The sequence below is a fragment of the Peribacillus sp. FW305-BF15 genome, assembly GCF_058783805.1.
Window position 1 is genome coordinate 123,212 of sequence record NZ_JBYSYV010000005.1, and the last position, 20,132, is coordinate 143,343.

A 20,132-nucleotide genomic window follows, 5' to 3' on the forward strand; every position below is an offset into this window, starting at 1 on the left:
CCTTTTCATTCTATGGGTAAAGAGTAGAAGAAGCCATGAAAGGGGAATGCATCCAAGAATATTTTAATTGCAGGGGCCAACGGAACGAACGGAAAGCAGATCATTGGGGAATTATCAAATGACCGTATACGGGAAGACCAGGAAAGAGGAACAGGCTCAAACGATAAAAGAAGTGGGCGGGCATCCAATCCTTGCAGATTTAGAGGGAAATGTGGATAAAGCAGTGGATAACATGGAAGCCATCATTTTTGCCGCCGGATCCGGACCCGAAACTGGGCCGGATAAAACGACAGCTGTGGATAAGAATGGAGCCATTAAACTGGTCTCGTGTTAGGATGAGACCATCCTAATCCCTCTTGTAAAAAACAAAAAAGGGGGCACTTATTAAAGTGCCCCCTTTTTCCGATGTATTGGAGTTTACTTAGCAGTTCTCCGGCGTACCGGCATTTTTTGCCGTTTTGAAGGAAGACCCGCAACCGCATGATGCGATGGCATTTGGGTTTTCGATCGTAAAGCCTCCGCCCATCATCGTTTGCTTATAATCAATTACCGTTCCATTCAATATATCTGCATCCTCGGCATTAACAAGGATCTTAATTTCAAACTGTTCCAACTGGCTATCTTTTTCTCCGGGCTCTTGTTCAAAGCCCATTCCGTAGGATAATCCACTGCAGCCTCCGCCTTTAACGGCCACTCTTAAAAAGGAACCCTCTTCACCATTATGTTTCATCATTTCTTTTATTTGAAAAGCGGCAGCTTCCGTTATTTGAACAACTTCACTCACAATAAATCCCTCCTTCTTCTGAATATGTGAGATAGAACCATTTCTCTTTATAGTATATACCAAAGAAATTCCCGCGCTCAATTTTCCAGCTTGGAAAAATTCATATTCCCCCACCTATTTTACCAACTAAGATTAGTCTACAACAATAGGTATAGGTATAATGAACCAACTCATTGAACCTTATCCTAAAATTCGCATCCCCAAAAAAGGCCCGGAAAGCCTCCCTCATCCAGATGGCCAGGGACCGCTTTCAGGAATTCCAACTGACCCAGGAAACAACCCACCCTTTGCTGCAGCACTGATAAAAAAAGGGCTGTCCCTTCCAGGAACAGCCTTTTATCCGCCGTTGATGATTAAGACATTTCAAATTCATCAATGTACTTATATATTTTATCTACCAATTCATCCGTTGTGTCACCAAAAACCACTTCACCGTTTACAAGTGCATATAAGTTACTGGAGCATCTGCCGCAATATCCCAGGCAACCATATTCTATGATATCCAAATTCGGATCCCGCTCCAATCTTTCGAGAGCCTCCTGAGCCCCGCTGGCTAGATTGCTTACGCAAAATTCAATAATCGGGTACATTGTTTCACCTCACAGTTACTAACAACCCATCTTATTACTTTTCCCATTAACAGTCAATATTTACGCATAAAAAATAAGCCTATTTCAAGATATCGGTTGTGATTTCCTTTTATATTCGTTATACTTTTGTCGGGGTACGTAAAAAAAGAAAATTATCTAATTTTTTATTCTTACTACAAATTGGGGTATATATATTTAATTAAACTTTTAAGGGGACCATTTGGGGGAATCCTATAGTTAAGTGCTAATCAAATTTTTCAAGAGATCAAATAAAGGGGAAAAAATCATATGAAGAATCTAGTCATACTTGGTGGCGGGTATGGTGGTATGCGCATGTTGCAAAGATTGCTGCCTAATCAGCTTCCTGAAAATGTGAGCATCACGCTTATCGACCGTAATCCTTATCACTGCTTAAAAACGGAATATTATGCTTTAGCAGCAGGTACCATTCCAGATCAGCACATCCGTGTTGCATTTCCTGAACATCCTCGCTTGAAGAACGTATACGGAGAAGTACTTTCCATCGACATGGAAAATAAACAGGTCATTATAGAAAATCAAGATCCTGTCGTTTATGATGATTTAGTCATTGGCCTTGGCTGCGAAGACAAATACCACGATATTCCTGGTGCAGACATACACACTTACAGTATCCAAACAATCGATAAATCACGCCGCACATATTCAGCTTTGAATAATTTAGGTGCCGGTGCAACCGTTTCTATCGTTGGTGGCGGACTGAGCGGTGTTGAGCTTGCAAGTGAATTGATTGAAAGCCGTTCAGATTTAAACGTTAAGCTATTTGACCGTGGACCGCATATTCTATCTGCTTTCCCAGAAAGATTAAGTACTTTTGTCGAATCATGGTTCGATAAACATACCATCGAAATCGTCCATCATTCAAATATTACGAAAGTTGAACCAAACCTTCTTTACAATGGCGACGAAGCCGTTCAAAGCGACGTCATCGTATGGACAGCTGGAATTCAGCCAAGCAAGATCATCCGCGATATGGATATTGAAAAAGACCGTCAAGGAAGAGCCGTTCTGACTCCTCAGCATTTCCTTCCTAATGATGACAGCATCTTTGTAGTCGGCGACTGCGCGAGCCTGCCTCATGCACCTAGTGCTCAATTAGCGGAGTCCCAAGCTGAGCAAATCGTCCAAGTCCTTGTGAAGAAATGGGCAAATGAACCACTTCCTGAAAGCTTCCCTACCATGAAATTAAAAGGAACATTAGGTTCCCTTGGGAAGAAACAAGGTTTTGGTCTTGTTGCAAATCGCCCAATCACCGGCAGAGTGGCACGCCTAATGAAATCAGGCATTCTGTGGATGTATAAATACCATAACGGTTGATTATAAACTGGCCCAATGAGCTGCATGCAGCCCATTCATGGGTCAGTTTTTCTTTTTTCTTCCATTATATATCACGCTCGCACTGAGTATCCATATTTCTCCATAGTTTCCACCACTTTTTTGAGACGGACATTTCCTTCCGCAATGATTTCACCTTCGATGAGGACCAGTGGATAAAATAAATCTTCCTCGATCATTTTCTCGGCAAAGCTCTTTTGCTTCAATGTTTCTGGTGGGTTATACATATCTATATAGGATATTTTGAATGGCTGCTCAGGAAATTTTCTCGTTAAAGCGGCTTCAAGCCACTCGCAGGTATCTTTCGAAGAGGGGAGATTCACACAACTGGCGCAAATTTGCTCCGCTCCATACACTTCTATCTCAATATCTTTCCTTACCATACTCTTCCTCCTTCAGTTTATTATAGTTGCTTCATTTGAATAATGTTTAAAACTTCACCTGTTTCCATCATACCAGAATAATATAGATTATATTTCCGCAAAGTTACAGTTGGATTTTTTATTACCTTCGCATTATAATATGATTAGGAAAGGAGTCGATTGCAATGTCTGAACAAACAATGGAAGTTCAAGTTCAAGAAGTCCTAGATAAGCTTCGTCCGTTTCTTCTTCGTGATGGCGGTGACTGTGAACTAGTTGACGTAGAAGATGGAATTGTAAAATTACGATTACTAGGAGCTTGCGGAAGCTGTCCTAGTTCGACCATTACGCTAAAAGCTGGGATTGAGCGTGCCCTTCTTGAAGAAGTTCCTGGTGTAGTGGAAGTTGAACAAGTTTTCTAATAGCCCTTTAAATAACATGCAGCGTATGGATGAAGGATCACTTCATCTATACACGTTCAACCTTTTTTCATGCAGGCCGGAATCTTTTTGCGGACTGTAATAAAAATAAAGCTGACTCGGCTTTTGCCCTATCAAATGAATTGATACGGCTTGACACGGGTCAGCTTTTTTTATATGGCAAATGAACACGGCTCACGATTTCAAAAACTTCAATTCCTTTTTTTCCTGTTCAGAAAGGATTGCCGTATAACTTCCATCATTATCGATTTCCAATTCCCTCACATGGAATTCCGGAAATCTATCTTTCAATCCAGTGAGCAAACCTTCACTTTTTTCTGGAGATGCCAAGCATAAAACAGTTGGTCCTGCTCCGCTTAGTGCCGCACCAAATCCGCCTTCATTGTGGACGACTTCTTCAATAAGCGCTAAATGAGGGACCAACTCCGCTCGATATGGCTGATGGAAACGATCACTTTGCATCATTTCACCAACAAGTTTCCAATCTTTCGATAGAACTCCTGCAAGCATTACATTTGCGGCTGCGCTCCCGCTTATCGCATCTTTATAGGAAAGCGAATTCGGAAGGACATTTCTTGAATCCTCAGTAAGCAATTCAAAATGGGGAATGACAGCGATCACCTTAACTCCCTCGATTGGAAACGACACGACATCCGTCCTTTCCTCCGTATGAAGGCCCACAACCAATCCACCATACACAGATGCCCCCGCATTATCGGGATGCCCTTCAAAGAGGGAAGCATGCCTATTCTTCTCCTCATTTGATAAATGAAGCTCACCAACGATGTTCGCCAATTCAATTCCCGCCACAATGGCAGAGGCACTGCTTCCAAGCCCGCGCGCCAGTGGAATTTCGCTAGAGACGAAAAGCCGGCATGGGGATAGTTCCTTTCCATAGGAAGCCGCCGTTTCCTTGGCAATTTGGACGATATAATTATTATCATCCCTTGGAAAAACAGACATTTCCTCTGAAAGCGGGACGACTTCCCAATGATCTGATGGAGATCCGTGTATTTCCAAGTAAAGTCCCAGCGCCAAGCCGATGGAATCGAAACCTGGCCCTAAGTTGGCCGTACTTGCTGGTACACGGATCAAGAACATCTCTGATTCCGCACTCATGCCTGTTTCACACCTTGCAGATGTTCTAAAATGACTTCTTCATCCATTGGCAGCAATGTAGGTTGAATCGTACTTGTATTGACTGCCACATTCGGATCCTTCAATCCATTTCCAGTCAATACAGCAACAATCTTACTTCCTTTTTTGATTTCACCGCTTTTTAATTGTTTATAGATACCTGCAATGGAAGCACATGATGCCGGCTCTGCAAATACCCCTTCTTTTTTAGCAAGGAAATGGTAGGCTTCCAGAATTTCTTCGTCTGTCACCTCATCAATTTTGCCTTTGGATTCATTTGCCGCTTCCACAGCAAACTTCCAACTTGCAGGATTTCCAATCCTGATGGCCGTTGCGATCGTTTCTGGATTTTCAATAATGCTATCCCGGACAATTGCAGCCGCTCCTTCAGCTTCGAACCCTCTCATTTCAGGAAGGCCCGTTTGTTTCGATTCGTTATATTCCTTAAAGCCTTTCCAGTAAGCCGTTATATTCCCTGCATTCCCGACTGGCAGCGCCAAAATATCCGGTGCGGAGCCGAGAGCATCACAAATTTCGAAAGCGGCTGTCTTCTGTCCTTCAATCCGGTATGGGTTGACCGAATTCACAAGAGTTATCGGTGAACTCTCACTAAGCGAACGGACGATCTTTAAAGCTTGGTCGAAGTTGCCTTCGATCGAGATGATTTCCGCTCCATACATAACGGCTTGGGCAAGTTTGCCCATGGCTATTTTACCTTCCGGGATGACGACGATACAGCGCAGGTTGGCACGGGCGGCATAAGCTGCTGCAGCTGCTGATGTATTCCCTGTGGAAGCACAGATGATCGTGTCGCTGCCCTCTTCTATCGCTTTGGCGACGGCCATGACCATTCCGCGGTCCTTAAATGACCCAGTTGGATTTGCCCCTTCATATTTTACATGTAAGTCGATTCCCCACTCTTCGGATAATCGATTCAGTCTGATTAAAGGTGTATTGCCCTCCAAAAGGGTTAGTGCAGGCGTGTTTTCATTGACGGGTAAAAAATCTTTATACGTGCTTATAAGTCCTTGCCAGCTCATTTGATGTCCTCTCCTTCAACTCTGTATGTGCTTTTCACTTCTCTTACCATATTGTAATCATTTAATTTCTGTATTATTTGCTCAAATGCAGCCTTTGTGGCAGTATGCGTAACTAATACGATTTCGGAAGATTCCTTTTCATCCAGAGGCAATTGAAGGATTTTATCGAATCCTACCCCGTGCTCGGCAAATAAATTCGTGATTTTGGCTAAAACGCCAACTTCATCCTGAACATGTAACCGAATGAAGAATTTAGCGAAAATCTCAGTGGCATCTTTTAATTGTTTCGGGTACTGAGGTGCAACGGCACTGCGGCCATTTACGCCCAGCCTCATATTCTTGATGACCGTCACCATATCCGAAACGACTGCAGTCGCAGTAGGAAGACTGCCAGCCCCCGGTCCGTAAAACATCGTTTCCCCTACGGCTTCCCCATAAACGTATACAGCATTATACTCATTATTTACCGATGCCAACGGATGTGCTTCCGGAAGAAGTGCAGGCTGGACACTTACGTCGACCCTATCCCCTGCCCTGGAAGCGACCCCGATCAATTTCATTGTATAACCAAGCTTCTTGCTATATCTCAAATCCTCTTCGGATATCTCGGTAATGCCCTGTACCTCAACATCATTCAAGCCAATGTTCATTGAGAACCCGAGTGTTGATAGGATTGCCATTTTACGGGCCGCATCCAATCCGCCTACATCGGCTGTCGGATCGGCTTCAGCAAATCCCAGCTCCTGGGCTTCCTTCAATACGTCATCATAAGCTCTGCCTTCCTTGCTCATTTTCGTTAAAATGAAGTTTGTCGTTCCATTGACGATTCCCATCATTTTCGTGATGCGGTCAGAAGATAACCCATCGACAAGACCGCGTAAAATCGGAATTCCCCCTGCAACACTTGCTTCATAGAACAAGTCACATTGATTATCGGTGGCCAATTCCAACAGTTCCGGTCCATGTAAAGCCATTAGGTCTTTGTTGGCCGTAACGATATGCTTTTTATTTTTTATCGCTTCTATTAGATAGCCGCGTGTTTCTTCGATTCCGCCCATCACTTCTATTACAACATCAATCTCGGGATTCGAAAGGATATCCTCAGGATTGTCCGTTAACATTCCTTTTTCGACCGCGACAAGCCGCTCCTTCGTCGTGTCTTTCACTAGTATCTTCTTAATGGATATGGAACAGCCCACTTGATGCATGAGCTTGTCCTGGTGGCTTTCAATGATTTGTACGACTCCTGATCCGACTGTACCTAACCCCAATAAACCGATCGAGATGGCTTTCATATTTTGGTTCCCCCTTAAAAACTGTTTGCCTGTAGAAAACATTTGTATTTGTATAGTAGACATTATAAGTTTAATTCACATAATTATCAATAGTTAGAAAAGATGGATGCACGAACTTTTTTCGTCCATCCCTTGAACGAGTAAGAACGGGTAACGTTTATTTTTTTTATGGGAAAACCATTTTGATGATTATTACTTAACGCTCTTCAATGAATCATTTGTACCCATTACAATATGTGGCTTTTGCACGGGATCCATCCATTTCAGTAAACTGAGGACATTCCTTTCGGCCGTGGCTGTACATCCCGCCGTCGGTTTTGTACCCCCTCTCCATATATGGAGAAAGATTGCACTGCCTTTTCCTTTTATGATGGGATCCGTATTATAATTGATGACCGCTCCATACCTATACAGTTCATGATTCATCCTTTCAAAAGACTTCCATTTAACTGCAGGATTTCCTTTATAGGTTTTCCACTTGTTATAATCCTTGGATGTCTGATCATCAATCCAGTAGTCATATTTGGTCGTTTTCTTATAACCCATTTTCATTCCGGCCGGCTTCGTTTCGCTTCCAAAGGCCGTACCAAAGGAATAAATTCCAACCGGGGATTTCCCATCCCCCTCTTTTTTGCTCTTCGTGAAGCCGTTCTTCCCAATGACACCCTCCATCTTCTTCAATGCCCGGCGCCATTCCCCTTGTTTCTTCTCATAAGTTTGGATCGTTACCTTCGTATCACTCATCGATTTACCTGTCGCCGATACAACTTGGTTAACGCCTTTCCTCCTATCGAATTTCTTCAGAAGAGCTTTTTCATCAGTACTGAAAACCTCTTTTACATCTGCCATATTGATATATGCGGACTTATTTGCGTGACAGATTTCATACCAGTTTCCGGTTCTCCCGCTTGCCGATAATTCTTTATTTTTCTTATACGTTTTTAACGTTTTACTTGCAGCCGACGCCTTTTCTTTCACATCCGCTTCAGACTTCGTGACAATCTTGAATTGAGTTGATTCGCAACTTGTTTTCGATTCAGCTTTCGCAAGATTCGCCGTTTGGATGATTAAAAAGGCTATAACGGCGGCCATCATCAATCTTTTCATGATTCCATCCTTCCGCAGTGATTAAATATCTAATTATTCTAAAAAATCTTGTTATTATCATAACATAGTAAGTAAGAATGAATCATATTTCTTTCCCGTTTTTATCTAAATCCAGTCAATTTTAGGCAAATCATAATGCTTGGCAGGGACCTCTGCCAATTCATAAAAATGTTTGAGGAAGGACTCATATTGTTGGGAGGATTTCGTGATCGAAGCTATTTTATCCTCCAATTCATTCGACCTTGATTCCGTCGTTTTTGAAAAATACTCTTCCACCGTTTCAAAATAATGAATGGGAAACAGCATCCTCGAATATAACAACCGGGCTGAAAAACTGGATAAGGGTTCTATGGACTGATATTCGTGAAAGAAATGGCCAATGCCCCGCTGATGGGTATGCACATTTTGAAAATAATGTTCCCTCACCCATTCCGCGACATCCCTGGTTCCGTGGTCGAATACCCAATCGAACGGATTTTTCATCCACTTATTGCTTTTCCAGGTATCATGTAAAAAACGTTCATAACATACCGTTCCGCTATCGACAATTTGCGGGGTATCATCAATTTCCGTGTCGACTAAATATTGAATCGCATTTTCACCTAGGACCATATAATAGGGAAAGGTTTCTATAAACAATTTTTCAAACTGGTTATCAGGATGGGCGTTGAGCTTATCCCGCCAAATCTTTTCTAACTGATCGATCCTTTGTTCCCAGAGTTCTTTCCATTTACCGATCCTTGAACAAGTTCGAATCGTTTCATTAATCGTTCTCCCACGCTGATGGAATCTTGCCAGACGTCTTCCCGGATTGAAATTTCTCGGACCTTCCAATGCCTGATTGGCGAGAAGGATGAATAATTGTTCATCCGCTTCCGAAACATAACTTCCATGATTGGCAAGGACAAAGGCGGATACGTGACGATCACCTTGTGAAATCAGATGTTGAGACATTTTATACCGTTCCACTAATTCCTCCTGCTCCATATTTTCAATGGGAACAATACTGTACACCATATTTCCTGAGCGGAAGCTTGGAAACCTGACATTGGCTTCCTCAAGCTCCACCTGTATGCCATAATTATTAAAAATGATTTCTTCTATCATGGAATGGCCTCCTTCATCAAATGGATATAATAGAAATATTGGACATCATATACTTATATATATGTGGAATAACCCGTTTTCTGAATGATTATCGAAACCTTATTAGAAATTCCAATCAAAACATCCTCCATAGGTTTTCAGTTTAATCAAATCAAACTACCTGCATTAGAACTATCCCTTTAAAATATAGAGAAATGGGTGATGAAATGGCTAATATTGAACAATCAATGTCTGAAAAAACAGCTCGGAAATGGCTAATTGAACGAGGAGTGAAATTGGAGGATATCGCTGAGCTTGTCATGTATTTACAATCCGGCTACCATGAAAATCTCCAAATGTCCGATTGCCTTCACAATGTCGAACGGGTCCTTTCAAAACGCGAGGTCCAAAATGCCATCCTTACCGGCATACAGTTGGATATTCTGGCTGAGAAAAAACTGCTCGAGGAGCCTCTGCTGAGCATCATTGAAATAGATGAAGGCCTATATGGGGTAGATGAAATATTGGCTTTTTCAATTGTGAATGTTTATGGATCCATCGGCTTTACCAATTATGGTTTCATCGATAAACAAAAGCCGGGTATCTTAAAATATTTAAACGATAAAAGCACAGGTAAGGTGAACACCTTTTTAGATGATATCGTTGGGGCAATTGCCGCTGCCGCTTCAAGCCGGCTTGCCCATAGAACTGAAAATGCGGAATAGTAAACGAATTATATTGACGACATGAAAAAAACCAGGGCTGCATTCGCAGACCTGGTTTTTTTCATTCAAAGCGCCATAAGTCAAGGGTGTCCACCACATGCGTAGGCTGCTCCTTATATTGCTTTAAACGTTCTTTTGTCGTTACGCCAGTATGTACAAGCAGTGTATCGATCCCAGCATTAATGCCGGCAAGGATATCCGTATCATAGTTATCTCCAACCATGATTGTCTCTTCTTTAGGAACCCCCAATACTCTTAGGGCTTGCTCCACTATGACGGATTCTGGCTTTCCAATGAAAATCGGCTGTACCTGGGTCGAAACGGAAACAACGGAGGTCAAGGAACCATTCCCAGGCAAAAGGCCTTGCTCGGTAGGAATGGCAATATCACCATTGGTCGAAATGAAAACAGCACCATTTCTTACAGCAAGACAGGCTTTTGACAGCTTTTCATAATTGATGCCGCGGTCGATGCCCATGACCAGATAATCGGGATGCTCTTCCACAAGCTTCATTCCTTTTTCCTTAAGAGCCTCGATTATGCCTTCTTCACCCACCACATAGACCGTTGCACCTTTCTTTTGTTCAGCTATGTAATTGGCAGTGGCCATGCTTGTCGTGAAAACCTGGTCATCCTCCGTCGATATGCCGATGCTTCTCAATTTATCCGCTACCTGTGCCGGAGTGCGGGATGAATTATTGGTGACGAATAAATAAGGGATATCCCTTTTCCTTAAGTCATTAATAAACCCTGCCGCTTCAGCAATTTGTTCCGTTCCGCGATACATGGTGCCATCTAAGTCAATTAAATATCCTTTATACGACTTCATTTGAAATTCGCCTTCCTAACGCTGCTAGTTTTTAAAAGCTGAAACAGGTCCCAATTCATTCGTTAAATAGTTCCTCACCAAATCAGGGAATTGCTTGAATGCCTCGATATTTTCCGAAAATACGGCATGCAGTTCTTTGTGATCCACTTCAATGAAGTCTTGAACCAGCATTTTCCTTAATGGCAAAACCTTTTTGAATTGCATCGCTTTTTCTTCTGAAATCACTTTTTCATCTTGAAGGATATCGATAATATCCTCATAACTTCCCGGATCACGCATAATGAAACCATCAATTACCGCATTTCCTACATCCAACACGGAATCGATGGAAGTTTGTATAAGCCTTTCAGCGATAAGTTCCGAATGGTCTCCATCCCAATTATCCTGCCCCTCAAAAAGTCCAAGCTGCTTTTCAAGAAAACCTAATATTTGTTCAATCTTTTGGCGGTCTACAAAGTACATTTTTCCAGATCCTTTCTGATCTAAGATGATATAGGGAATCATTGGTTGAATGAGCGGCATAGTTAAAAACGCTGTACCGAACCAACCTTATTCCTTGATAATACCATAGCTTCTCCCTTACTCTCAATTCCTTCAACCACACATTGCTTTTCTACGGGGGTGCATTTCCAGACGTACACTCCCCGATTCCATTTATATTCTTGCCATTTTCATTTAATCGATGAATGCATTTATGCTTGAGCGAAGTTCTTCAGCCGGAAGCCCCGAAAAATGTCTGTTCCCCTATTGAAGTCACTTTGTTATGATGGAACTACAAATGTGAAGATACGAAGGGAATGATACTATGGAAGATCGCTTTTATTTATACAATGACGTCGTTGATTCAAAAACCCGGTTCATAAGCTTCATGGGAGAGGAATCAAGATTCGATCTGGCCATTACGGCAACCGATCGTTTCTATGGAAAGAAGCTTGTTTTAAATATGCAGAGTAACCGTTTCGCGATTATTGGGCCTGATGATTTGGAAGAGGAAGGCTATCTTGAGCATGCCTTTCAATTGTCGGAAGCGGAAGCCGAAGAACTTCGTCACTTTTTAATGGAAATCGTCTGAGTGCTGAAGTTTTTTAGCTTAAACGGGAAACCTACTGAGTGTAAGACCGATTACATGAGGGGGGATTATCTTGGACAAAGAAGAATACCACGATTTTTCCAATGTCGAAAAACAGAGGGATTATTTAATTCCTGAAGAATTTCCCGAAGGACCTTTTGGATCAGCCATAGCAAAAGATGAACCAGTTCAGAATAAAAATACCCCGTGGCAGGAAGGGCAACGATATCAAAGTGCCTTTAATTATGAAAATAAATCGTTACATGAGGGTATGCCTCGACAATATCCTGGGGCACATCCGACACATGATGATTCAGAAAAAGACGAACAGCCTCCATATAAAGGATATGGTAACTCTTAACATGGAAGGCCAGAGTGAATTCTGGCCTTTTTATTTCTTTATTTTCTTCACGACGAAATAAGGACAGCCAAAATTGCAGTATTCATATAAATATTCACTAAGCGTGCTTATTTTCGTATCAAAGGTGGCTTTCTGATTGGAATCATCAAAAAATCCACGCAGCCTCAATTGCCCGTAACCCCAATCGCCCACTATATAATCATACTTCGTTAAAATCTCACTGTATCTGGCTTTAAACGCTTCTTCGTTATAGCCTTCCCTTTCATCCTCAATTATTTCATAGGTCATGTTATTGATGTTAATCATTGTTTTCACCTCTCATATATACGTTCCTTCTTTAAATTATAACTGATTCCCCATCAATTACTAAGCGAAAAATAGAGAAATATGTTCATCCTAAAGTTATGGGGGTGTTATTGATGAAAAAAACGATAATAACGATAGGTTTAAGCTCGATTATTGCACTAACCGGATGTACTGATAAAGATAAAGATCAGGGTCTCGGGGCAAAAAACAATGCCGGTAACCCAACAAACGTAAATAATCCAACTCAATATTATGATGAGGATTATCGCAATAATGACAATAAAAGTGATGATTTCGGTTTTACCCGCACAAATAGTGCAACCATTGACGGCCGAAACATTTCCAACAAAGCTGCTTCCATTGACCGTGAACAACTTTCTGATGTCATCTCTAAACTGAGTGTTCAGATTCCAAATGTCAATGATGCCGCTACCCTCGTTACTGATGAGGAAGTGCTTGTCGTATATGACACCAATGCAAAGGATCGGACGGAAACCGCAGACCAGGTTAAACGTACTGCCATGTCCGTCGTGCCTCGCTACTATCATGTCTATGTCAGTGATGATTATCAAACCCTTGCCCAAGATGTCGAGAACTTCGCTACAGTGAAATCCGGCAGCAGAGGGATTGACTATACGATTGAACAGACCATCAAAAGAATGCTGAAGTCGCCTCAAGGATACAAAATGAGTGACGGTGAAAATGAAAACGGCGAAATGGTTAACGATAAAAGAGATCATCACGATAACATCCATCAAAAAATGGATAACCGTTGAATACAAAAGGACCGAATTTTTTCGGTCCTTTATTTCACTCTATTTCAATAATTCTTCACCTTTGCTCTGCTTATGTTTTGCCGCAGCATTAACCTGTTCATCCGCATGGTAGGATGAACGGACAAGCGGACCTGATTCACAATGGCTGAATCCTTTTTCCAATGCACGTTCTTTCAGTTCGGCAAATTCTTCAGGCGTGTAGTATTTCAGCACTTTTAAATGCTTTTTAGTCGGCTGCAAATACTGGCCGATCGTCATGATATCCACATTATTGGCCCTTAGGTCATCCATTGTCTCAAGGATTTCCTCACGCGTTTCACCCAGCCCCACCATTAAACTGGACTTTGTCGGTATTTCCGGATACAGTTCCTTGGCTCTTCTTAAAAGCTCCAATGAACGATCATACTTGGCCTGAGCCCGTACACGGTCGGATAAACTTCTGACAGTCTCTATATTATGGTTCAGGATATCCGGTTTAGCATCCATCAAAGTCTTGATATTTTCAAACACCCCGCCCATATCAGACGGCAATACTTCAATTGATGTAAATGGATTTTTGCGACGGATGGCACGGACCGTTTCAGCGAAAACTTCAGCGCCTCCATCCTTTAAATCATCACGGGCAACAGCTGTAATGACGACATGCTTTAAATTCATCAAAACAACGGAATCGGCAACACGCTCCGGTTCAGCCCAGTCCAATTCATTCGGACGTCCGGTTGTTACTGCACAAAAACGGCAAGCCCTTGTACAGATTTCACCTAGAATCATGAAAGTAGCCGTCCTTCTCACTGCCCAGCATTCGTGAATATTCGGACATTTTGCCTCTTCACAGACTGTATGAAGATTTTTCTCGCGCATCATATTTTTTAAACCGAGGTAATTTTCGTTAGTATTAAGCTTTATTTTCAACCAATCTGGTTTTCGAAGAATTTCTTTATTTCTAGAAGACATGAAAATGCCACTCCATTCTATAGAAATTAACACACCCTACTTTAACAATAAAAAAGCATTTATACAAGTTATAGTTGGTTTCCCATTATTTATTTTTCATGTTTATTGCCAAATCAGCAAAACTATAAAAGATGGATGGACTGATGTCTTTTAATAACGGAGAATATCATGAAAGGAGCCTGCCCCGTTGAAAAAATTATTCCTTCTAACGATAACTTGTTTGTTTATCTTGGCACCAGGCCAAGTCGCCAATGCTGCCGATACCCCTGATGTTTATGCCGGGAGAATGGCGCTATATAAAAATATGGAGGCTGCCCTCCAAATCCCGTGGTATTACCTTGCTGGAGCAGATCAATATGAGCACAGCCTAAGGGCCGCAAGAAGGGATTTAGAGCCGGCAAAGGGTTTTATAGGCATCCACATCGAGCCTTCAAAGTGGAGCGGGGCTCTCAATCCTGACTTAAACGATGTGAACCCGCTCACGATCACATTTTTTGATGGGTTGGGCCAGGATGGCAATGGTGATGGCAAAGCGGATATCACTAATGATACCGATCGATTGTATGCTTTTTCTAAGCATCTCCAAGCATATGGTGCAGATGAAGATAATATCCGGATCGGCTTGTGGGATTATTATAAACGCGATAAAGCCGTCAGCATCATTATGGGCAATGCCGAGATTTATAAGAAATACGACCGGTTGGATCTACATGAAAAAGCCTTCCCGGTTCCAGTACGGACTCATTATACGTACTTGAATACATGGGGAAGCGCTCGCGGATGGGGCGGAAGGAGAATCCATGAGGGCACTGATATTTTTGCGGATTATAGCCTTCCCGTTCGTTCCACGAGCTATGGAATCATAGAAATGAAAGGCTGGAATAAATTCGGCGGTTGGAGGATTGGGATACGGGATTTAAATAATACCTATCATTACTTTGCCCATTTAAGCGGCTTCGCCAAAGGGTTGAAAGTCGGTCAAATCGTTGAGCCCGGACAAGTCATCGGGGGTGTCGGCAGTACGGGCTACGGTCCTCCAGGAACTTCCGGAAAATTCCCTCCTCATCTTCATTACGGAATGTACAAAGACAACGGAATCACAGAATGGAGCTTTGACCCTTACCCCTATTTAAAATTGTGGGAAAGGAAAGATCTGGCCAAAAAGAAATGGTGAGCGGCGTGAATTTTACGCTGCTTTTTTTTGATTCGAACATAAACCCCTGAACTTGATGCATAGTTATTAGTAAAGGGGGCTAAAGCGTGTTCCAAAAAAGATTTCGAACGAAGAAATTCCGAAAAAAGGGGCCTCTTCCCACCCGAAAAGTATTTCTCTATTCATTTATCCTGTTCATCATATCAAGCATCATGACTCTTTGGTACGTGGACAAATCGATCGAACCCGTGATCATGAGTGTAGCCGAATATGAAATCAAACGGATTGCAACCGAAACGATTCATGAATCGGTTGATGAGAATATAGCCAAGATTGACATGAACAAAATCATCACCAACACCAAGGGTGGTGATGACTCCAGTTCTTCCTATAGCTTCAATCCAGTCATATATAGTGAATTGCGGGCTAACATCACGAAGGATATTCAAAAGAAGCTTGGCATCAAACAGGGAAACCCTTTTAAAACAGGATCATCCAAAATAAATGATGAACAATATAAAAGTGTGGTGTATTATATACCATTTGGTGTCGTAACCGGGAATAACCTCCTTTCCAATTACGGACCTGAAATCCCAGTGAAAATGTCAGTCATCGGGAATGTTGAATCGGATTTGAGGACAAAACTGACAAACGCAGGCATCAATAATGTTTATTATGAATTGATTGTGGACTTTGATGTCAATATTCAAATCGTCATCCCCTCTTTCACGAAGGAGACCAAGGTAAGCCAGGAAGTGACAGTCGGAAGCCTGCTGATCGAAGGTGATGTTCCAAGTTATTTCAGTAACGGAAACGGCTCGGTTGCACCTGCCATCATGAAGGAAAACAAGGAATGAAAAAACCAGCTTATCCTTGAGGTTAGGCTGGTTCTTGTATATCGAGACATTTCATGATGAGCAAATGCAGGTTTTTATTCAAGTCCACTTCGTAGGGCTCTTTTATCTGCTCTCCATCTTCTTCAAGTATCCTTATCATGGGGCGGTCTCCTATCCCTTCATTTTGAGAGGATACTACCCCTTTCCTCCCATCATTCAATTCAACGGATAGACCATTGGGATAAATGGCAACCGCCCTGCGGAAAGCCTCGATGATCGTATTGTCGAACTTTTTCCCGACTCCGGCATAAAGGACTTCCAATCCTAGATGCGGCAGCATGGCCTTACGGTAAACCCGATTGGAAGTAACGGCATCAAACACATCGGCAACGGCAATGATCTTGCCGAAATAATGGATTTCATCCCCTTTTATCCCACGGGGATATCCAGATCCATCTAACCTTTCATGATGCTGATAGGCACAATTCGCAACTAAAAGTGAAACGGTATGAACATTTTTAATTAGATGAAACCCGTAATCGGCATGTTTTTGGATTTGTTCAAACTCCTTTTCCGTCAGCTTGCCGGGTTTACGGAGGACTTCCAAAGGCACGAGCATTTTGCCGACATCATGTAAAATCGCTCCAAGCCCAAGAATTTCGAGATTCTTATCATTGATATTCAATTCCACCCCGATTGCCAAGGTATATAAGGTCACATTGAAGGAATGTGTGAAGATATAGTCATCGTATGTATAAACGTCGGCCAATAAAGTCATTAGCTCTTTATTCCTTTTCAGCTCGCCCATGATGTTCCGGACTATTTGAGTTAATTTGACGTTAGCATGCTCTATCGTGAATGATCCATCCAGGTTCATTTTATTTTTCATGTCCAGGAAAGTGGTTTCAATCATATTAATGGCTTCTCTTCTAAGTTTCCCGGAAACTGGGGGCTTCGGAATAATGTCATCCGTCCTGGAATCTTGAATGTAAACATAGGGAATATTAAGGGAAACCAGTCGATTGATCATCTTCTGCGTTAATCTAAGACCCTCGCACAATAGGATATGGCCCCGATCATTATAAATGTTTTTACCGAGCCTTGCTCCAGGTCTTAGGGACTTTGTAATAGCTAGCCTCATACTTGTACTCCGTTTCCCCATTCAATATTTGCAATTCAAACCGATTCTTTCTTTTATAAGTTTTATCGGAGCATATTTTTATAAATGAATCTGTTAGAACATATTTATTGAAAAAATATTTACTTTGATAAAAAAATAAGGCCCCCTTCGGAAGAAAGAAAGCCCACCTTTTCAAATCATTTTGATTAATGCCTCTTTACCAATCATTCCTGGATGTATGCCCTTTTCCACAGCCTCCCAGGTAACTGATTCAAGCGGCGCTTCCAATAACTCTTCAATCGATTTAACTCCTGTGGCCCTCCCTGCAAGGATTTTACGATCTCTCAATTTATCGTTCAGCAGTCCAACATCTAACGCACCGCACATTATATACCCTTTTTCGGACGCGACAGCAAGTAAATTCGTTTTCGGCAGTCGGACAGAAATGGCTAGGAATGTATGATTATCAAGAATTATTGGGATCATGTTAATCAATTGGTTTCGCCCCTTCCTTCCCCATACTTTATGAAAAAAAGGGCAAAACCGTGATTTTGTATCAGGGGTTAGTGTATATTTTTTTCAGCTTCCATAAAAGGATATCCCGTAAGAATTCCGGCAGTAAGTATTCCTTGCGATTGGAACGATGGATACTTGGAAAGAAGTGCCCGAACGTGAACATATCAGGTATTGCCAATTTATAGGACTTATCCGCCTGCAGTTTCTCTCCTTTTATAAGGATCCCTTTTACGATTCCATTCTCCATTTCGTTAAATTCAATTTGATCATAATGCATGACTCCCATGATTTTTCCGCGGAAACCAAAACCTTTCACCTGAATATGAGGCCACTCTTCATTTCTCGATTGCATCAAGATTTCCTTTAACTCATTCCCATCTACTTCAACGACACAAGGATTGATGGGATGTGGGCAGATTCTGTGAATATCCCCTTTTGTGACAGATCCCTTCGGAAGCCCCTCGAGCAGAAGACCTGCATTCAAAAAGGAACAATCCGCCTGACTCCACTCCCTTAGGGCCTCCACAAGGATTCCCGTCAAAGGACTTCGTTTGAACCAATCATTATCCAGTGCCATCGGTAAATCCACAGCAACCTGTTTTAGCGTTTTTCCTCCGGCCTGGTATATTTCTTCAATCCATGACCGCTCATTCTCCAATTCCAAAAAGTCATTGGTATCATAAAGAATGGCTCTCTTCTGGCTAATTTTCTTTTCCGGGTTGATGGTCATTTCCACCTGTCCAACAAAAAAACCATATTTCCCTGCCCCGCAAAGGAGTGTGTCATTGATCAATTTACCTTGGTGGAGGATGTGGTGGGTATGCGCGCCAAGTATAATGTCAATCTCCGGAAAGTCCCTTGCCATCCTCTCATCATCGTGGATGCCCAGGTGGGAAAGGATGATGATTACATCCGCCTCTGTTTTGACCCTTTCGAGCTGCGCCTTTAACTCCATGAATGGTTCCGTTATTTCCCAGCCCATCGCAGAATAAAACTTTTGAAAAAAGGCTGTCAAACCTATCATCGCGATTTTGGTGCCTTTTGCCGTTGTATGTATCCAAAATGGAAGCGCCCATTCCGGCCTTTCATTATCACCGTAATAAATATTGGCTGCCAAGACCTTGAACCTTGCATGATCATATAAGGAATCCAATGCATCATGAGGTAAAGTGATCCCTTCATTATTGCCGATGGTCACATATTGGTAGCCCGCTTCATTAAGCAGTTCAATATTTCCTTTACCCAACGTACCTTCTGTATATGGATGCCAGCGGTCCACATGATCGCCTATATCCAGTATGATCGCTTCTTCTCCCGTTTCTTGATGAAGTTGTCTTCTTTCTTTAAGAAACTTATCAATACGAGGCCAATTCTCAAAATGACTATGGAGATCATTGGTGTGATATAAATGAATGATTTCTGACATCATTTTTCCTCCTCGTTTATCCTGTAATGCCTTGGTATATAAGACGTAAACCAATGATTATCAGCACTATTTTCAACATATTCTCCAGCGAAGCACTCTTTAGGCGCGTATTTATGAATGCGCCCAATTTAGCACCGAACCACGCACCCGGAATCAGGGCAAAAGCATATGGCCAATTTACATTTCCAAGGGAAATATGCGTAATCGAATTAGTGATGGAAGATAGGAATACCATGAACATCGAAGTCGCTACAGCCATATGCGGAGGAAAGAAGAAAAGAAGCATCATGACGGGTACCATTAAGGCTCCGCCGCCAATTCCAAATAACCCGGAGCTGAATCCCACGACAAAAGAAATAAATACAGCTAACAGGGGGTGGTAACCATAGGAAAATGAATGTCCATTTTCGGTTTTATACGTTTTCACTATTTTCCCTTTTCCAGGCTTGAAAAGCATGGGCTTCAAACGATTTTTCACTAATAACACGATGGCCATGAAAACCATGAAAATTCCAAAGTACAATGAAAAAGCTTCGGCGTTAAGGTTTTTATTCACATGGGCCCCCATTATTCCCCCAGGTGCACCGCCAATAAAAAAGATTAAGCCGGCCTTATAATCCACCACCTTATGTTTTAAATAAGATAGAGTGGAAGATAAGCCGGTAAAAATCATGATTACGGTTGAAACACCAACGGCGACCTGTGGAGTCAGCTCATCGATAATATTTGTAGATGTTCCTAAATATAAAAGGGAAGGCACAATGATGATGCCGCCTCCCAGACCGACAAGAGCGCCGATTGATCCCGCTAATAATCCAATACCCACTAATACTAACCATACCATGA

Annotated in this window: 25 protein-coding genes; 9 read left to right on the plus strand and 16 right to left on the minus strand. The window is 42.1% G+C overall.

Annotated elements, in window-relative coordinates; genetic code table 11:
- Positions 1-118: 118 nt before the first annotated feature.
- On the plus strand, positions 119-334 hold the full coding sequence (locus AC3WLU_RS06875; protein ID WP_063574760.1) for a Rossmann-fold NAD(P)-binding domain-containing protein: 216 nt from the start codon (positions 119-121) through the stop codon (positions 332-334).
- An 87-nt stretch (positions 335-421) separates the two neighbouring features.
- On the opposite strand, the gene AC3WLU_RS06880 is transcribed toward AC3WLU_RS06875, so the two are convergent.
- The gene (locus AC3WLU_RS06880) at positions 422-784 is read right to left on the minus strand and encodes a HesB/IscA family protein (RefSeq protein ID WP_063574759.1); all 363 of its coding nucleotides are present in this window, start codon (positions 782-784) and stop codon (positions 422-424) included.
- 353 nt (positions 785-1,137) lie between these two features.
- On the minus strand, positions 1,138-1,374 hold the full coding sequence (locus tag AC3WLU_RS06885) for a YuzB family protein (protein ID WP_034310204.1): 237 nt from the start codon (positions 1,372-1,374) through the stop codon (positions 1,138-1,140).
- 288 nt (positions 1,375-1,662) lie between these two features.
- Between AC3WLU_RS06885 and AC3WLU_RS06890 the strand changes: the two genes are divergently transcribed.
- Positions 1,663-2,730, plus strand: a complete 1,068-nt coding sequence (locus tag AC3WLU_RS06890; RefSeq protein WP_048687320.1) for an NAD(P)/FAD-dependent oxidoreductase — start codon at positions 1,663-1,665, stop codon at positions 2,728-2,730.
- A gap of 71 nt (positions 2,731-2,801) precedes the next feature.
- Here AC3WLU_RS06890 and AC3WLU_RS06895 read toward each other — a convergent pair whose 3' ends face one another.
- Positions 2,802-3,131, minus strand: a complete 330-nt coding sequence (locus AC3WLU_RS06895; RefSeq protein ID WP_440439126.1) for a YuzD family protein — start codon at positions 3,129-3,131, stop codon at positions 2,802-2,804.
- A 164-nt stretch (positions 3,132-3,295) separates the two neighbouring features.
- On the opposite strand from AC3WLU_RS06895, the gene AC3WLU_RS06900 reads away from it, so the two are divergent.
- The gene (locus tag AC3WLU_RS06900) at positions 3,296-3,532 is read left to right on the plus strand and encodes a NifU family protein (protein ID WP_034310199.1); all 237 of its coding nucleotides are present in this window, start codon (positions 3,296-3,298) and stop codon (positions 3,530-3,532) included.
- A 192-nt stretch (positions 3,533-3,724) separates the two neighbouring features.
- On the opposite strand, the gene thrB is transcribed toward AC3WLU_RS06900, so the two are convergent.
- The 5 genes from thrB to yutH form a co-directional block, all read right to left on the minus strand.
- Positions 3,725-4,669 carry a homoserine kinase gene (thrB, locus tag AC3WLU_RS06905; protein WP_095679236.1) on the minus strand — a complete coding sequence of 315 codons (945 nt, stop codon included), beginning with the start codon at positions 4,667-4,669 and terminating at the stop codon, positions 3,725-3,727.
- On the minus strand, positions 4,666-5,727 hold the full coding sequence (gene thrC, locus AC3WLU_RS06910; RefSeq protein WP_053536744.1) for a threonine synthase: 1,062 nt from the start codon (positions 5,725-5,727) through the stop codon (positions 4,666-4,668). The genes thrB and thrC overlap by 4 nt, the downstream gene beginning before the upstream one ends.
- Positions 5,724-7,022 (minus strand): homoserine dehydrogenase, encoded by a 1,299-nt coding sequence (locus tag AC3WLU_RS06915; protein WP_048687328.1) that lies wholly within the window; start codon positions 7,020-7,022, stop codon positions 5,724-5,726. Before AC3WLU_RS06915 ends, thrC begins: the two co-directional genes overlap by 4 nt.
- 192 nt (positions 7,023-7,214) lie before the next feature.
- A complete protein-coding gene (locus AC3WLU_RS06920) occupies positions 7,215-8,129 on the minus strand; it encodes a L,D-transpeptidase family protein (RefSeq protein ID WP_492597032.1) in 915 nt (304 codons plus the stop codon).
- Positions 8,130-8,234: 105 nt separating this feature from the next.
- The gene (gene yutH, locus AC3WLU_RS06925) at positions 8,235-9,236 is read right to left on the minus strand and encodes a spore coat putative kinase YutH (RefSeq protein ID WP_057278053.1); all 1,002 of its coding nucleotides are present in this window, start codon (positions 9,234-9,236) and stop codon (positions 8,235-8,237) included.
- Between the two features lie 206 nt (positions 9,237-9,442).
- Between yutH and AC3WLU_RS06930 the strand changes: the two genes are divergently transcribed.
- Positions 9,443-9,940, plus strand: coding sequence for a phosphatidylglycerophosphatase A family protein (locus AC3WLU_RS06930; protein WP_034311650.1), 498 nt, complete (start codon positions 9,443-9,445; stop codon positions 9,938-9,940).
- A 61-nt stretch (positions 9,941-10,001) separates the two neighbouring features.
- Here AC3WLU_RS06930 and AC3WLU_RS06935 read toward each other — a convergent pair whose 3' ends face one another.
- Both AC3WLU_RS06935 and AC3WLU_RS06940 read right to left on the minus strand, forming a co-directional pair.
- A complete protein-coding gene (locus AC3WLU_RS06935; RefSeq protein WP_063574756.1) occupies positions 10,002-10,769 on the minus strand; it encodes a TIGR01457 family HAD-type hydrolase in 768 nt (255 codons plus the stop codon).
- A 24-nt stretch (positions 10,770-10,793) separates the two neighbouring features.
- A complete protein-coding gene (locus AC3WLU_RS06940) occupies positions 10,794-11,231 on the minus strand; it encodes a DUF86 domain-containing protein (RefSeq protein ID WP_048688255.1) in 438 nt (145 codons plus the stop codon).
- 343 nt (positions 11,232-11,574) lie between these two features.
- Between AC3WLU_RS06940 and AC3WLU_RS06945 the strand changes: the two genes are divergently transcribed.
- Entirely contained in the window at positions 11,575-11,841 is a 267-nt protein-coding gene (locus AC3WLU_RS06945; RefSeq protein WP_034310182.1) for a DUF3055 domain-containing protein, read from the plus strand.
- Positions 11,842-11,911: 70 nt separating this feature from the next.
- On the plus strand, positions 11,912-12,199 hold the full coding sequence (locus AC3WLU_RS06950; protein WP_170946935.1) for a cytosolic protein: 288 nt from the start codon (positions 11,912-11,914) through the stop codon (positions 12,197-12,199).
- A 30-nt stretch (positions 12,200-12,229) separates the two neighbouring features.
- Here AC3WLU_RS06950 and AC3WLU_RS06955 read toward each other — a convergent pair whose 3' ends face one another.
- Complete coding sequence (locus AC3WLU_RS06955; protein ID WP_034310177.1) at positions 12,230-12,505, minus strand: YutD family protein; 276 nt, start codon at positions 12,503-12,505, stop codon at positions 12,230-12,232.
- Between the two features lie 113 nt (positions 12,506-12,618).
- Here AC3WLU_RS06955 and AC3WLU_RS06960 point away from each other — a divergent pair, with 113 nt between their 5' ends.
- Positions 12,619-13,281, plus strand: coding sequence for a YhcN/YlaJ family sporulation lipoprotein (locus AC3WLU_RS06960; RefSeq protein WP_492597033.1), 663 nt, complete (start codon positions 12,619-12,621; stop codon positions 13,279-13,281).
- A 39-nt stretch (positions 13,282-13,320) separates the two neighbouring features.
- On the opposite strand, the gene lipA is transcribed toward AC3WLU_RS06960, so the two are convergent.
- The gene (gene lipA, locus AC3WLU_RS06965) at positions 13,321-14,235 is read right to left on the minus strand and encodes a lipoyl synthase (RefSeq protein ID WP_034310172.1); all 915 of its coding nucleotides are present in this window, start codon (positions 14,233-14,235) and stop codon (positions 13,321-13,323) included.
- 187 nt (positions 14,236-14,422) lie between these two features.
- Between lipA and AC3WLU_RS06970 the strand changes: the two genes are divergently transcribed.
- Together AC3WLU_RS06970 and yunB are read left to right on the plus strand one after the other, a co-directional pair.
- Positions 14,423-15,409: a M23 family metallopeptidase gene (locus AC3WLU_RS06970; RefSeq protein ID WP_400450178.1), complete on the plus strand. Its 987-nt coding sequence runs from the start codon at positions 14,423-14,425 to the stop codon at positions 15,407-15,409.
- Between the two features lie 86 nt (positions 15,410-15,495).
- Positions 15,496-16,245, plus strand: a complete 750-nt coding sequence (yunB, locus tag AC3WLU_RS06975; RefSeq protein WP_492597034.1) for a sporulation protein YunB — start codon at positions 15,496-15,498, stop codon at positions 16,243-16,245.
- 22 nt (positions 16,246-16,267) lie between these two features.
- On the opposite strand, the gene AC3WLU_RS06980 is transcribed toward yunB, so the two are convergent.
- From AC3WLU_RS06980 to AC3WLU_RS06995, 4 genes are all read right to left on the minus strand, one after another.
- Positions 16,268-17,365 carry an HD-GYP domain-containing protein gene (locus tag AC3WLU_RS06980; protein ID WP_492597035.1) on the minus strand — a complete coding sequence of 366 codons (1,098 nt, stop codon included), beginning with the start codon at positions 17,363-17,365 and terminating at the stop codon, positions 16,268-16,270.
- A gap of 171 nt (positions 17,366-17,536) precedes the next feature.
- A complete protein-coding gene (locus tag AC3WLU_RS06985; protein ID WP_034310161.1) occupies positions 17,537-17,839 on the minus strand; it encodes a YunC family protein in 303 nt (100 codons plus the stop codon).
- A 61-nt stretch (positions 17,840-17,900) separates the two neighbouring features.
- On the minus strand, positions 17,901-19,286 hold the full coding sequence (locus tag AC3WLU_RS06990; protein WP_492597036.1) for a bifunctional metallophosphatase/5'-nucleotidase: 1,386 nt from the start codon (positions 19,284-19,286) through the stop codon (positions 17,901-17,903).
- A 16-nt stretch (positions 19,287-19,302) separates the two neighbouring features.
- Positions 19,303-20,130 carry a sulfite exporter TauE/SafE family protein gene (locus AC3WLU_RS06995; RefSeq protein WP_057278060.1) on the minus strand — a complete coding sequence of 276 codons (828 nt, stop codon included), beginning with the start codon at positions 20,128-20,130 and terminating at the stop codon, positions 19,303-19,305.
- Between the last annotated feature and the right edge of the window lie 2 nt (positions 20,131-20,132).

Bases quoted from the DNA above. Each gene is read 5' to 3' on its own strand.
- AC3WLU_RS06875 (WP_063574760.1), top strand. From the start codon at position 119: ATGACCGTATACGGGAAGACCAGGAAAGAGGAACAGGCTCAAACGATA.
- AC3WLU_RS06885 (WP_034310204.1), bottom strand. From the start codon at position 1,374: ATGTACCCGATTATTGAATTTTGCGTAAGCAATCTAGCCAGCGGGGCT.
- AC3WLU_RS06890 (WP_048687320.1), top strand. From the start codon at position 1,663: ATGAAGAATCTAGTCATACTTGGTGGCGGGTATGGTGGTATGCGCATG.
- AC3WLU_RS06895 (WP_440439126.1), bottom strand. From the start codon at position 3,131: ATGGTAAGGAAAGATATTGAGATAGAAGTGTATGGAGCGGAGCAAATT.
- AC3WLU_RS06900 (WP_034310199.1), top strand. From the start codon at position 3,296: ATGTCTGAACAAACAATGGAAGTTCAAGTTCAAGAAGTCCTAGATAAG.
- thrB (WP_095679236.1), bottom strand. From the start codon at position 4,669: ATGAGTGCGGAATCAGAGATGTTCTTGATCCGTGTACCAGCAAGTACG.
- thrC (WP_053536744.1), bottom strand. From the start codon at position 5,727: ATGAGCTGGCAAGGACTTATAAGCACGTATAAAGATTTTTTACCCGTC.
- AC3WLU_RS06915 (WP_048687328.1), bottom strand. From the start codon at position 7,022: ATGAAAGCCATCTCGATCGGTTTATTGGGGTTAGGTACAGTCGGATCA.
- AC3WLU_RS06920 (WP_492597032.1), bottom strand. From the start codon at position 8,129: ATGAAAAGATTGATGATGGCCGCCGTTATAGCCTTTTTAATCATCCAA.
- yutH (WP_057278053.1), bottom strand. From the start codon at position 9,236: ATGATAGAAGAAATCATTTTTAATAATTATGGCATACAGGTGGAGCTT.
- AC3WLU_RS06930 (WP_034311650.1), top strand. From the start codon at position 9,443: ATGGCTAATATTGAACAATCAATGTCTGAAAAAACAGCTCGGAAATGG.
- AC3WLU_RS06935 (WP_063574756.1), bottom strand. From the start codon at position 10,769: ATGAAGTCGTATAAAGGATATTTAATTGACTTAGATGGCACCATGTAT.
- AC3WLU_RS06940 (WP_048688255.1), bottom strand. From the start codon at position 11,231: ATGTACTTTGTAGACCGCCAAAAGATTGAACAAATATTAGGTTTTCTT.
- AC3WLU_RS06945 (WP_034310182.1), top strand. From the start codon at position 11,575: ATGGAAGATCGCTTTTATTTATACAATGACGTCGTTGATTCAAAAACC.
- AC3WLU_RS06955 (WP_034310177.1), bottom strand. From the start codon at position 12,505: ATGATTAACATCAATAACATGACCTATGAAATAATTGAGGATGAAAGG.
- AC3WLU_RS06960 (WP_492597033.1), top strand. From the start codon at position 12,619: ATGAAAAAAACGATAATAACGATAGGTTTAAGCTCGATTATTGCACTA.
- lipA (WP_034310172.1), bottom strand. From the start codon at position 14,235: ATGTCTTCTAGAAATAAAGAAATTCTTCGAAAACCAGATTGGTTGAAA.
- AC3WLU_RS06980 (WP_492597035.1), bottom strand. From the start codon at position 17,365: ATGAGGCTAGCTATTACAAAGTCCCTAAGACCTGGAGCAAGGCTCGGT.
- AC3WLU_RS06990 (WP_492597036.1), bottom strand. From the start codon at position 19,286: ATGTCAGAAATCATTCATTTATATCACACCAATGATCTCCATAGTCAT.
- AC3WLU_RS06995 (WP_057278060.1), bottom strand. From the start codon at position 20,130: ATGGTATGGTTAGTATTAGTGGGTATTGGATTATTAGCGGGATCAATC.